Annotated in this window: 12 protein-coding genes; 6 read left to right on the top strand and 6 right to left on the bottom strand. The window is 69.3% G+C overall.

The window, feature by feature from the left end; all coding sequences use genetic code 11:
• Nucleotide 1: 1 nt before the first annotated feature.
• From ATL42_RS06940 to ATL42_RS06930, 3 genes are all read left to right on the top strand, one after another.
• The gene (locus ATL42_RS06940; RefSeq protein ID WP_098456406.1) at nt 2-1,327 is read left to right on the top strand and encodes a M16 family metallopeptidase; all 1,326 of its coding nucleotides are present in this window, start codon (nt 2-4) and stop codon (nt 1,325-1,327) included.
• Nucleotides 1,328-1,504: 177 nt separating this feature from the next.
• Nucleotides 1,505-2,269, top strand: coding sequence for a 4-hydroxy-tetrahydrodipicolinate reductase (gene dapB, locus ATL42_RS06935; protein ID WP_098456405.1), 765 nt, complete (start codon nt 1,505-1,507; stop codon nt 2,267-2,269).
• 41 nt (nt 2,270-2,310) lie between these two features.
• Nucleotides 2,311-2,748, top strand: a complete 438-nt coding sequence (locus ATL42_RS06930; protein ID WP_245862248.1) for a hypothetical protein — start codon at nt 2,311-2,313, stop codon at nt 2,746-2,748.
• A 43-nt stretch (nt 2,749-2,791) separates the two neighbouring features.
• Here ATL42_RS06930 and ATL42_RS06925 read toward each other — a convergent pair whose 3' ends face one another.
• Together ATL42_RS06925 and ATL42_RS06920 are read right to left on the bottom strand one after the other, a co-directional pair.
• The gene (locus tag ATL42_RS06925; protein ID WP_098454718.1) at nt 2,792-3,301 is read right to left on the bottom strand and encodes a GNAT family N-acetyltransferase; all 510 of its coding nucleotides are present in this window, start codon (nt 3,299-3,301) and stop codon (nt 2,792-2,794) included.
• Nucleotides 3,302-3,336: 35 nt separating this feature from the next.
• The gene (locus tag ATL42_RS06920; protein ID WP_098454717.1) at nt 3,337-4,809 is read right to left on the bottom strand and encodes an NAD-dependent succinate-semialdehyde dehydrogenase; all 1,473 of its coding nucleotides are present in this window, start codon (nt 4,807-4,809) and stop codon (nt 3,337-3,339) included.
• A gap of 46 nt (nt 4,810-4,855) precedes the next feature.
• Between ATL42_RS06920 and ATL42_RS06915 the strand changes: the two genes are divergently transcribed.
• Both ATL42_RS06915 and ATL42_RS06910 read left to right on the top strand, forming a co-directional pair.
• Nucleotides 4,856-5,689, top strand: coding sequence for a thymidylate synthase (locus ATL42_RS06915; protein ID WP_098454716.1), 834 nt, complete (start codon nt 4,856-4,858; stop codon nt 5,687-5,689).
• Complete coding sequence (locus ATL42_RS06910) at nt 5,686-6,282, top strand: dihydrofolate reductase (RefSeq protein ID WP_098454715.1); 597 nt, start codon at nt 5,686-5,688, stop codon at nt 6,280-6,282. Before ATL42_RS06915 ends, ATL42_RS06910 begins: the two co-directional genes overlap by 4 nt.
• On the opposite strand, the gene ATL42_RS06905 is transcribed toward ATL42_RS06910, so the two are convergent.
• The 4 genes from ATL42_RS06905 to ATL42_RS06890 all read right to left on the bottom strand — a co-directional run bounded on the left by ATL42_RS06905 (nt 6,249) and on the right by ATL42_RS06890 (nt 10,277).
• A complete protein-coding gene (locus ATL42_RS06905; protein ID WP_098454714.1) occupies nt 6,249-7,658 on the bottom strand; it encodes an ABC transporter substrate-binding protein in 1,410 nt (469 codons plus the stop codon). The genes ATL42_RS06910 and ATL42_RS06905 overlap by 34 nt on opposite strands.
• A gap of 80 nt (nt 7,659-7,738) precedes the next feature.
• The gene (locus ATL42_RS06900; RefSeq protein WP_245862243.1) at nt 7,739-8,590 is read right to left on the bottom strand and encodes a carbohydrate ABC transporter permease; all 852 of its coding nucleotides are present in this window, start codon (nt 8,588-8,590) and stop codon (nt 7,739-7,741) included.
• A complete protein-coding gene (locus tag ATL42_RS06895; RefSeq protein ID WP_245862239.1) occupies nt 8,587-9,564 on the bottom strand; it encodes a carbohydrate ABC transporter permease in 978 nt (325 codons plus the stop codon). The genes ATL42_RS06900 and ATL42_RS06895 overlap by 4 nt, the downstream gene beginning before the upstream one ends.
• Nucleotides 9,561-10,277, bottom strand: coding sequence for a glycerophosphodiester phosphodiesterase (locus ATL42_RS06890; protein ID WP_169925359.1), 717 nt, complete (start codon nt 10,275-10,277; stop codon nt 9,561-9,563). Before ATL42_RS06890 ends, ATL42_RS06895 begins: the two co-directional genes overlap by 4 nt.
• Nucleotides 10,278-10,541: 264 nt before the next feature.
• Here ATL42_RS06890 and dapA point away from each other — a divergent pair, with 264 nt between their 5' ends.
• Nucleotides 10,542-11,465: a 4-hydroxy-tetrahydrodipicolinate synthase gene (gene dapA, locus ATL42_RS06885; protein ID WP_098454712.1), complete on the top strand. Its 924-nt coding sequence runs from the start codon at nt 10,542-10,544 to the stop codon at nt 11,463-11,465.
• Nucleotides 11,466-11,887 lie beyond the last annotated feature (422 nt).

The following is an 11,887-nucleotide window of genomic DNA, read 5'->3' as shown; positions in this document are numbered from 1 at the left end:
CGTGACATGGAACCTTCCGCTCCTTCCCGCCGGCTCGCCGGAGAATGAGCTGACAGCCGGGCAGGACGGGGCGACGATCCGTCGCTCCGTCCTGCCCGGCGGGGTTCGTGTGCTCAGCGAGCACATGCCCGGCCTGCGCTCGGCCACCGTCGGTGCCTGGGTCGGCGTCGGGTCTCGTGACGAGACGAGCGGGCACCACGGCTCGACTCACTTCCTCGAGCACCTCTTGTTCAAGGGCACCGCGCGCCGCAGCGCGATGGACATCGCCGAGGCGTTCGATGCAGTCGGCGGCGAGGCGAACGCCGCGACCGGCAAAGAGCACACGTGCTACTACGCGCGTGTGCTCGACTCAGACCTGCCCATGGCGGTCGACGTCATCACCGACATGGTCACCTCCGCTCGGATCGACCCGGACGAGCTCGAGACCGAGCGTGGAGTGATCCTCGAAGAGCTCGCGATGAACGACGACGACCCCTCGGACGTCGTCCACGAGGAGTTCGCCTCGGCGGTCCTCGCCGGGCATGCGCTCGGACGCCCGATCGGCGGGACGCCCGACGCGATCCGTGCTGTTCCCCGCGCTGCCGTGTGGGAGCACTACCAGTGGCACTACCGGCCCGAGACGCTCGTCATCTCGGCTGCGGGAGGGGTCGACCACGACGCTCTCGTCAGTCAGGTCGAGGCGGCGCTCACCACGGGTGGCTGGAACATGGCTCCTGGTGCGCTCCCGCGCGCCCGCCGTGACACGAGCGACGTCGTCGGCGTCGGAACCGTCGGGACCGAGCTCACCATCCGTCGCAGCGTCGAGCAGGCGAACGTCATCCTCGGATCGACTGGGCTGTCCGCGACGGACGACCGGCGGTTTATCCTCTCTGTGCTCAGCGCCGTCCTTGGTGGTGGGATGTCCTCGCGCCTCTTCCAGGAGATCCGTGAGCGACGTGGGCTGGCCTACTCGACCTACTCCTTCGCCTCTGGGCACGGTGGCACCGGGACCTTCGGGCTCTACGCCGGCTGCGCCCCCACGAAGATCGACGAGGTGACCGCGCTCCTCGTGACCGAGCTCGACCGTCTCGCAGACTCGGGGATCACCGACGCCGAGCTCGTCCGGAGCATCGGGCAGCTGTGCGGCGGCCTCGTCCTGGGGCTCGAGGACACCGGGTCACGGATGAGTCGGCTAGGGAAAGCCGACCTCGTCAACGGTGAGCTCCTCAGCATCGAAGAGTCGCTCGACCGGGTACGGGCGGTGACCGTCGACGAGGTGCAGTCGTTGGCCAAGGACCTCGCGTCCCGCCCACGATCGATCGTGCGGGTCGGACCCTTCGGGGACTGAGGCGCTCGTGCTCGGCGTCACAGACCCTCGCGGTCCAGGACCCGTCGGACCTGCTCGCTGCAGGAGCCCGCGTGCTCGTGCACGCGGTGCTCCGGCGCCGTCGAGGTCCTGGGCCCCAGCGGGGAGCGCTAGGCTCGCACAGTGACGATTCCTGTGGCGTCTGCGACGCCGAGCCCCGTGCCCGAGACCATCAACGTCGCAGTCCTCGGTGCTGCCGGACGCATGGGACGTACCGTCTGCGACGCGATCGAGGCGGCAGCCGGGCTCGAGCTGGTCGCCCGGTACGACGCGGGCGACGACTTCTCGGTGGTGCGCGAGTCGGGCGCTCACGTGGCGGTCGACTTCACGGTTCCGGGCGTCACGGAAGCGAACGTGCACGCACTCCTCGACGCAGGGATCCATGCTGTCGTCGGCACGACGGGCTGGACCGACGAGAGCCGCCAGAGAGTGCGAGAGCACCTGGCACAGCCCGCGGTCGCCGCGGCACGCACCGGGGTGCTCATCGCACCGAACTTCGGGCTCTCGGCAGTGCTCGCCATGACCTTCGCAGCTCGCGCTGCTCGGTACTTCGAGTCGGTCGAGGTCATCGAGCTTCACCACCCGGACAAGATCGACGCACCCAGCGGCACCGCGCGGCACACCGCAGCGGCGATCGCGGCTGCGCGTGCCGATGCAGGCATGGCACCGAGCCCCGATGCGACCGAGACCGGGCACGACGCACGCGGGGCGGACGTCGACGGGGTCCGCGTCCATGCCGTGAGGCTGCGAGGCCTCGTCGCGCACGAGGAGATCCTCTTCGGGAACGTCGGCGAACAGCTGTCGATCCGACAGGACTCGTTCGACCGGGTGTCGTTCATGCCAGGCGTCCTGCTCGCTGTCCGTGAGGTGGTCACGAGGCCAGGGCTTACCGTGGGGCTCGAGAACGTCTTGGACCTCTCGTGAGAACAGGGACGAGGGCGAAGGGCCTTCTCGGGGCGGGTGCGGTGACCCTGCTGCTGACCCTGTACATCTGGCAGATCGCCGGGCGGTCCTCGGCGCTCGTCTCGACGGGGGAGCCGCTCGCTGTCGGCATCGGCATCGGCGTCCTCATCCTCCCGGTGCTCGCGGTGGGGCTCATCGCACGGGAGTGGCGCCTCGGGATGATGGTGCAACGGATGGCTGACGAGCTCGCCGCACAGGGTGCTCTGCCGGTGGACGACCTGCCTCGTTCCCCTGGCGGGCGGATCGACCGCGCAGCAGCCGACGCGGCCTTCGAGACCGCGCGACGCAGGGTCGAAGCGGAACCTGAGAGCTGGGCTGCGTGGTACCACCTCGCGTTCGCCTACGACGCAGCCCGAGACCGTCGACGGGCACGATCCTCGTTGCGGACCGCAGCGCGGTTCTACTCGGGCACGACCGCTCGCGAGGCTCCGACGACCTGACCTGCCCTGACGTGGTCGTCTGGCTGGTGAGCGTGCCAGGCGATCAGATCGTCGCGGACCAGCGGGTCTCTCTGACCTCGCGGACACCGGTGGCGAGCAGCCGGGTCTTGCCGTCGGGGCCGAGCCCGGCGCCGGTGAAGAACTGCTCGCGCGCTGGGTCGTCGTCGAGCACCCAGGTGCTCATCTCGCTCGCGCCGTCGGAGCGCAACCGGTCGACAGCGGCCGACAAGAGGCGTGAGCCGTGGCCAGAGCGCTGCGCCGACGGGGCGACCTCGAGCGCGACGAGCACGGCGGGCCCGACAGCAGCGAAGCCCACGACGTCGGCACGCTCGCACGCGACGAGCACGGCATAGCCGGGGCCGGGCGGGGCGGTGATCGCCGCTTCCCACTGACGCCGGATCCGCTCGCCGTCGAGAGACTCGAGGGCGTCCTCGCCGAGGAGCGTCGCATGGGACGCGCGCCAGGCAGCGACCTGGATGTCGGCGACGGCTGCGTCGTCGCCCGGGATCGCTGGACGGACGGAGACGTCTGCGGACTCGGTGAACAGTGCCATGGGCCCGACCCTACCCCGGCGCCCGCGAGGACTCGTCAGAGGGCGACGTAGACGGTCTCGAGATACTCGTCGAGGCCCGCTTCGCCGCCTTCTCTGCCCAGGCCGGACTGCTTGAGGCCGCCGAACGGGGCGCTCGCGTCAGAGACGAGACCGCGGTTGATGCCGACCATGCCGGCTTCGATCTCCTCTGACAGCATGAGGGCTCGTCCGAGATCGCGGGTGTAGGCGTAAGCCACGAGACCGTGCTCGGTGCCGTTGGCCAGAGCGAGCGCGTCGTCGTCGGACTCGAACGTGACGATCGGGGCGACCGGTCCGAAGGTCTCGTCGGTGACGACTCTCGCGTCGCGCGGCACGTCGGTGAGCACGGTAGGTGCGTAGTAGGAGCCTGGCCCGGAAGGGGCGCTGCCACCGATCCTCACCCGCGCTCCGTCGTCGACCGCGGACTGGACAGCGCCCTGCACGCTCTCGACCGCACCCTCGTCGATGAGCGGCCCGACAGTGACTCCGGCGTGGGTGCCGTCTCCGACGACGAGGTCAGCGAAGGCTGCGGTGAGTCGCTCGGCGAAGGCCTCGGCGACGGACTCGTGCACGAGGAAACGGTTGGCCGCGACGCAGGTCTGTCCTGCGTTGCGCATCTTCGCGACCATCGCGCCCTCGACCGCTGCGTCGAGATCCGCGTCGGCGAAGACGAGGAACGGAGCGTTCCCGCCGAGCTCCATCGATGTCCGCAGCACACCGTGGGACGCGCTGCGCAGCAGCCCTCTGCCCACCTCGGTGGAGCCGGTGAACGAGAGCTTGCGCAGCCGCGCGTCGGCGATGATCGGTTCGGTCGTCGGGCCGGAGCGTGCCGTCGGGACGACGTTGACGGCGCCCGCCGGCAGGCCTCGTGCAGCGAGCTCGTCGCGGAAGATCTCGGCGACGAACAGCGTGGTGAGCGGGGTGAGCCGGGCCGGCTTGATGATGACGCTGCACCCCGCTGCGAGGGCAGGAGCGATCTTGCGGGTCGCCATCGCGAGCGGGAAGTTCCAGGGCGTGATGAGGAGCGCAGGCCCCACAGGACGACGGCGGACGAGCTGGGTCCCTCCTGCGGGCGATGTGCGCACCGTGCCCGGGATGCGGACCGCCTGCTCCGAGTACCAGCGGACGAACTCTGCGCCGTAGGCCACCTCGGCACGAGCCTCGGCGAGAGGCTTTCCGCCTTCAGCGGTGATGATCGCGGCGATGTCCTCGGTGTGGGCGACCAGTCGGTCGAAGACGGCCCGCAACAGGTCGGAGCGCACCCGCGGCGGGGTACGTCGCCACGCTGCGGCGGCTCCGTCGGCTGCCGTGAGGGCCCGGAGCCCGTCGGAAGGGCTGCCGTCTGCGACCTCGCAGAGGATCTCGTCTGTCGCCGGGTTGCGGACCTCGAAGGTGCGACCGCCCCCGGCGGGCGCCCACGCGCCGTCGACGAGGATGCCGGCAGGGAGGTGGGTCGGGAGGCCAGACGAGCGGGGAGCAGCAGTGTCCATCACCTGAGTATCGTCGCTCCAGTCCTGTCCGTCCTACGATGAAGCCATGACACCAGGCGACCCGACGGCGACCGGCACCCTCGCTCCGCAGAGACAGTTCGAGGACCTCTTGCGTCTCGTGCTCGAGCACGGCACAGCGAAGTCCGACCGGACGGGCACGGGTACACGGAGCGTCTTCGGTCACCAGATGCGGTTCGATCTCGCCGCGGGGTTCCCGCTCGTGACCACGAAGCGTGTGCACCTGCGCTCGATCGTGGGGGAGCTCCTGTGGTTCCTGCGCGGTGACTCCAACGTCGGCTGGCTCCAGGAGAACGGCGTCCGGATCTGGAACGAGTGGGCCGACTCCGACGGCGAGCTCGGGCCCGTCTACGGCGTCCAGTGGCGCTCGTGGCCTACGCCCGACGGCCAGCACATCGACCAGATGGCACAGGTGCTGGAGACGTTGCGGTCGAACCCGGACTCCCGCCGCATCATCGTCTCCGCATGGAACGTCGCAGACCTCGACGCGATGGCGCTCATGCCGTGCCACGCGTTCTTCCAGTTCTACGTCGCCGACGGCAAGCTCTCGTGCCAGCTCTACCAGCGGTCCGCCGATCTCTTCCTCGGGGTCCCCTTCAACCTTGCGAGCTATGCCCTCCTCACTCACATGGTGGCCCAGCAGGTCGGCCTCGAGGTCGGAGACTTCGTCTGGACGGGCGGCGACTGCCACATCTACGACAACCACGTCGAGCAGGTCCGCACGCAGCTCGAGAGGGAACCGTTCCCGTTCCCCCGGCTGCAGCTGCGCAAGGCTGCCTCGTTGTTCGACTACGGGTTCGACGACGTCGTGGTCGACGGGTACGTCCACCACCCGACGATCTCCGCGCCGATCGCCGTATGAGCCGCACCAGCCAGGTGGCGCTCGGGCTCGTCTGGGCGCAGGCGAAGGACGGGGCCATCGGAGCGGCGGGTGCGCTCCCGTGGCACCTTCCGGAGGATCTCGCGCACTTCCGTCGCACCACGGCAGGTGCTCCTGTGATCATGGGCCGCGCCACGTGGGAGTCCTTGCCCGAGCGGTTTCGACCTCTTCCAGGACGAGCGAACATCGTCCTGTCCCGGCAGCCGGACTATGCGGCTCGTGGCGCACACCTTGTCGGTGGGCTGGACGAGGCGCTGGTGGTCGCCTCGCAGGATCCTGATGTCGAGCGTGCGTGGGTGATCGGCGGCGCGCAGGTGTACGCGGCAGCGATTGAGCGTGCCGACCTCCTCGTCGTCACGTATGTCGACGTCCAGGTCGAGGGAGACGCTTTTGCGCCGCCCGTGGGGCCTGGGTGGACGGCTCTCGCCTCCCCTCCAGGCCCCACGGGTGCGCTGCCTGACGTCGACGGCGGCGTGTCGACGTCGGGCCTGCACTACCGGTTCGTCACCTATCGCCGCAGCGACGCCGGTGCACCGCCTGCTCAGGACAGGAGCGGCTCGACGTCCGTCGTGTAGATGTCCTCGAGCTGTCCGCGCACCTCGGTGAGCACCTCTTGCGGGTCCTCGTCCTGCGTGAGGACCCGGCCGACTCCGTCAGCGACGGCCTTGTCCCCACCCGGCAGGAACGCCCGGGCGTAGTCCTGGGTGCGGACGACCTCGATCTGGTCGATCGCGGTCTGGATCTGGGGGGCTGCGCTCACGAGGCCGGTGACGTCTGCGGACGTACGGGTCGGGATGTATCCCGTCGCGGCCGAGAACGCGACGGCGTTCTCCGGTGAGGTGAGGAACTTGAGGAACGTCGCGGCGGCGACCTGCTCTTCCGGGGTGATCCCCTGAGGGATGCCGAGCCCGGCGCCGCCCGACGGGCAGACCGGCTCGGTCGCGGTCGGTCCGCCCGGCATGAACCCGACGCCGACGTCGAAGCTCGCGGTGTCGAGGATCCCGACGAGCGACCCGGTCGAGCTCACGGTCGCGCTCACCGCGCCCGAGGCGATGTCTGTCGCCTGGTCGTTGCTCGTGATGCCGGCCCACTTCTCGACGTTCACGCCCTGGCGCATCCACTCGAGGGCATCGACGACAGGCTTCTCGTCGATCGTGATGTCCCAGCCGTCCGAGTACGAGCCGCCCTGGCCCCACGCGTTGTTCTGGAACGTCCATCCGGCATAACCCGAGATCGCCGGGTACTGGAAGGCGTTGAGAACACCGGTGTCGGCTGCCTTGAGGCGCGGAGCCCACTCGCCGAACTCTTCCCAGGTGGCGGGGGAGCGATCGGGCAGGCCGGCCGTGGCCCAGTGCTCCTTGTTGTAGTAGAACATCGGGGTCGACCGCGCATAGGGGATCGCCCACTGCGCGCCGTCGTACTGGTAGTCGGCGAAGAAGGTGGGACGGAAGTCGTCCGTCTCCATGCCGACGGCGTCGAGCACGGCGTCGAGCGGGATGATCGAGTCGTTGATGAAGTACCGGAACCACCAGACGTCCGAGAGGATGACGAGCCCGGGGAGGCCGCCACCCGCGAGAGCGGTCTGGAAGCGCTGGGCAACCTCCTCGTAGTTTGCTCCGGCCGTCACGAGGGAGACGGTGATCGCGGACTGGCTCGCGTTGAACTGGTCGATGATCTTCTGCTCGACCTCCTGCGAGCCACCGGGGTGGCTCGACCACATGGAGATCGTCGACGCCGGCTTGACGCCTGTGTAGTCGAGAGCTTCCGCGGAGGCCGGCGCGGTGCCGCTGGCCGTCGACGGACCCGCGCACGCGGCGAGCGTGAGAGCTGCGGCACCGGCGGCCGAGAGCCCGAGGAAGGACCGTCGGTCGAAGCCGGGGCGGGTCGTCCCGGGTGCGGAGGGCACGGCGAGACGGCCGGGGCGTGAGGCGGGGAGACGGAGCAGAGGCATGACGGTGTCCTGTCTGAGGTGCGGGGGTGGGGGTGGGCTAGAGGTGGATAGGACGGGAAGGGGACGACGAGGTGGAAGGGTCAGCCTGTGACGGCACCCTGGGTGAGGCCCGCGACGATGTAGCGCTGGAGCGCCGCGAAGACGAGGAGGACAGGGACGAGCACGAAGGCGGTCCCCGCCATGAGCACGCCCCACGAGGTGGCACCCGGCTCGATGTTCTGCAGGAGGGTCAGGCCGACCGGGAGAGTCATGTGCTCGGGGGTGTCGACGATGATGAGCGGCCAGAGGTACTCGTTCCACTCGCCGACGATGGAGATGAGCCCCACGGTCGCGATCGTCGGTGCACTGACCGGCCCGACGATGCTCACGAGCCGCCGCCAGTGCCCGGCACCGTCGATCTCGGCGGCCTCGACGATCGACCGTGGCAGCGACAGGAAGTGCTGTCGGAGCAGGAAGGTGCCGAAGGCGGTCCCGAGGCCGGGCAGGACGATCCCCCAGAGCGTGTTGCGCCCGCCCCATCCTGCGATGAGCGTGTAGTTGGGCACGAGCGACATGTGCGCGGGGACCATGAGCGCGACGAGGATCCCGGCGAAGATGATCTTCTTCCCGGGGAAGCGGATGAAGACGAGCCCGTACGCGGTGAGCAGCGCGAGGATCACCTTGAGGCTCGCTCCCACGGAGGTCACGATGAGGCTGTTGAGGAAGAACCGGCCGAACGGAGCGGTGCGCCCGGCCTCGAGGTAGTTCTCCGGTGCGAGGCTCGTGGGCAGCCACTGGATGGGGAGCGAGACGATCTCGCCGGAGCTCTTGAACGACGACAGGACCATCCAGGCGAGCGGCAGGACGACGACGAGGGTCGCGCCCGCGAGAGTGAGGTACCCCCCGACGGGTGGTGCGGTGCGCCGCGGTGCGGTGCGGGTAGGAGTGCTCACGAGTAGTGCACCTTCGTCTCGAGGAAGCGCATCTGGCTGAGCGTCATGACGAGCAGGACCGTGAAGAGGATCATCGAGATCGCTGACGAGTAGCCGGCTCGGCCGGTGACGAAGGCCTCGACATACACCTGGTACATGAGGGTCGTCGTGCCGTCGAGCGGGCCGCCCTTGGTCATGACGTGGATGAGGTCGAAGGACTGCAGCGACGACAGGACGGTCGTGATGACGAGGAAGAACGTCGTGGGAGACAGGAGCGGGACCGTGATCTTCCAGAAGGTTCGCGACCGGCCTGCGCCGTCGAGCGCGGCCGCGTCGAGCAGGTCCTTGGGCACCGACTGGAGCGCAGCGAGGTAGATCACCGCGGCATAGCCGAGGTTCTTCCACACGTAGACGACGATGACCATCGCCAGCGCCCAGTCCCGGTCGAGGTACCACTCGGGACTCGTCGCACCCCAGAGCCGCAGCACCGCTGACAGGGCGCCGTACGTGGGGTCGAAGATGAAGAGCCAGACCATGCCGACCCCCACGCCGGACAGCACGTACGGAGCGAAGACGACCGATCGTGCGAACGTCGTCCCGCGCAACGGACGGTTGAGCACCGTCGCCAGCGCCAGGCCGAGCGCCAGGGTGGCTCCGACCGTCGTCAGCGTGAAGATCGCGGTCACCCGGACGACCTCGAGGCTGCGAGGGTCGGTGAACCAGCGGACGTAGTTGTCGAGCCCGATCACGGTGGCGGTGCTGGACCCGAGGTTCCACTGCAGCGTCGAGTACTGGGCGTTGAGGAGCAGGGGACGGTAGGTGAACACGGCGATGAGCGCCATGTTCGGTGTGACGAAGAGCAGGAAGGTCAGGTACTCCGCGCGATGGCGCGCCCAGAGGCTGCGACGCGCGACCGGCTCCTGCTCGACGGCGGTCGTGTCGTGTGGCTGCGGCGGTGTGCGGACGCCGGGTGCATCGAGGACGGGCGCGCTCACGATGCGCGCTTCTCGATCTGCAGGAGGAGCCGGTCGATCCGGTCGGTCATGACGCCGTCGACACCCATGTCCAGCGCGAGCGCGAGCTCGGCGTCCTCGTTCGGGGTCCAGCAGCTGACGAGGATGCCGAACGCGTGCATCGCATCGACCGTCGCGGGGGCGAGGAACCGCCAGTACGGGTTGTAGTACTGCGGACGCAGCGTCGCGAGGAGCCGGACGTCCGGCAGCGCGAGCGACGTGTCGTTGAAGTAGATCGTCGCGCCGGGGTCCATCGCGCGGATCCCGAGGAGCCCCTCGGTCGACCCGCAGTAGCGCGTGAGCTCAGCGCCGAGGCGGTCCACCAGACGCGCCGCAGCGAGGCCCGCCACCGGGTGCTTCTGGTCGAGGACGAGCGGGACGCCGCTCTCGACCGAGAGCTCGAGCGCTTCCTGGAGACGCGGGACGCGGACGGTCCCGTCCCCGAGCGTCGCGATCTCGGACCACGGCATCGATGCGACAGGCCTGGGGTCGCCCCACAGTCTCTCGAACGTCTCGTCGTGGACGAGGACCGGAGTCCCGTCGGCCGACAGCTGGACATCGACCTCGACGGCGTGCGCGCCCTGGTCCATAGCCGACCGGATCGCGGCCAGCGTGTTCTCGCGGTGGTTGATCGCGTCGCCGCGGTGGGAGATGACAGCGGGGCCGGTCGATGGTGGGCCGCTGGGTGCAGTCACGGGGTCGCTCCTCCAGATGGACGTGCAGAACTGAGAACGCTGGGCGGAGCCATGGTGGCTCCAGCGGCGATCCTCACACGTGTCTGCGCAGGTCATCGTTGAGTTTGGCAAGAGTTTGCCCTCGTTCATGCAGTGTTCTCACCTCGGTCCCCAGAGCGAAACCTGCTGTTCGCGGTCAGGCCGCGACCGCGGTGAGAACGTGTGGACGGGCGTCGAGCACGGACGGGTGAGAGGGAGCACGTGCGAGCGCTGTACTTTTGGTCCATGACGCACTCCACTCCTCGGTCACCCTCGTTCGGAACGCTGCTCACGGCGATGGTGACCCCCTTCGCCCCGGACGGCTCGGTCGATCTCCAGGCAGCCGTCGCGCTCGCGGAGCACCTCGTCGCGAACGGTCACGACGGCCTCGTCCTCAACGGGACGACCGGTGAGTCACCGACGACCCACGCACCGGAGAAGGCCGAGCTCGTGCGCGCCGTCGTCGATGCCGTGGGGGACCGGGCGATGATCGTCGCCGGCGCCGGCTCGAACGACACGGACCACGCTGTCCGGATGGCCCGACAGGCCGCGGAGGCGGGGGCCCACGGTCTGCTCGTGGTCACCCCGTATTACTCCCGGCCCTCCCAGGACGGCATCGTGCGCCACACGGTGGCTGTCGCGGACGCCACGGACCTGCCGGTCATGCTCTATGACGTCCCTGGCCGCACTGGTGTCCGACTCGCGTCTGCGACGTACGAGCGTCTCGCCGAGCACGAGAACATCGTCGCGGTGAAGGACGCGACCGGTGACGTCTTCTCTGCCGCACGGACCATGGCGCGCACGGACCTCGACTGGTACAGCGGCGACGACGCCCTCTTCCTCGCGTTCCTCGCTCACGGGGCCGCGGGGCTCGTCAGCGTCATCGGCCATGTGGCCGGCCAGCAGCTCCGGGACATCGGTGATGCTTTCCGCAGCGGACAGGTCGGGGTCGCAGCCGAAGGGTTCTCGCGTCTCGTGCCCGTGATCGACGCGATCATGTCGGCTGGGCTCGGGGTCGTCATGGTCAAGGCGGCGCTGCGGGAGCTCGACCTCATCCCGTCCGGCGGCCTGCGCCTGCCCCAGGTGGAGGCGACCGGATCCGAGGTCGCCAGCGTCCGCGGTGCGCTCGTCGAGGCCGGTCTGCTCTCTGTGGCGTCGCCCACCGACTGAGACGGGTGGTGGGCGTGACGGGCGCCGAGCGGTGTTCACCGTGACCGGACAGCTGGCCCGCCTAACCGGCCTGGACCGTGATCTCCTGACCGACCGGCGGTCGGTGAACGTGTGTGCGATGGGTACTTGTGCCCATGACCACTCGTGAACATTTGGTGTGTACGCGTGTTGGCGGAGTGTAGCCTGAGCCAGAAATCTCCCGCAGTCACCGCACCACCGTCTCCCGTCGGCCCCCCGTACCGACGATCTCTGTGAGCCGCGCGATCACTGCTCAGCAATCGGAAGGGGCCGTCATGGCTGCACGCTTCAATCCTCCGCCCGGATGGCCACCTGCCCCGGAGGGCTGGACCCCGCCTCCTGGGTGGAACCCGGACCCCTCATGGCCTGCGCCCCCTCCCGGATGGCAGCTCTGGCTCGACGAC

The sequence above is a fragment of the Sanguibacter antarcticus genome (assembly GCF_002564005.1).
GTDB classification, from domain to species: domain Bacteria; phylum Actinomycetota; class Actinomycetes; order Actinomycetales; family Cellulomonadaceae; genus Sanguibacter; species Sanguibacter antarcticus.
This window is presented reverse-complemented; position numbering and strand designations above follow the sequence as displayed.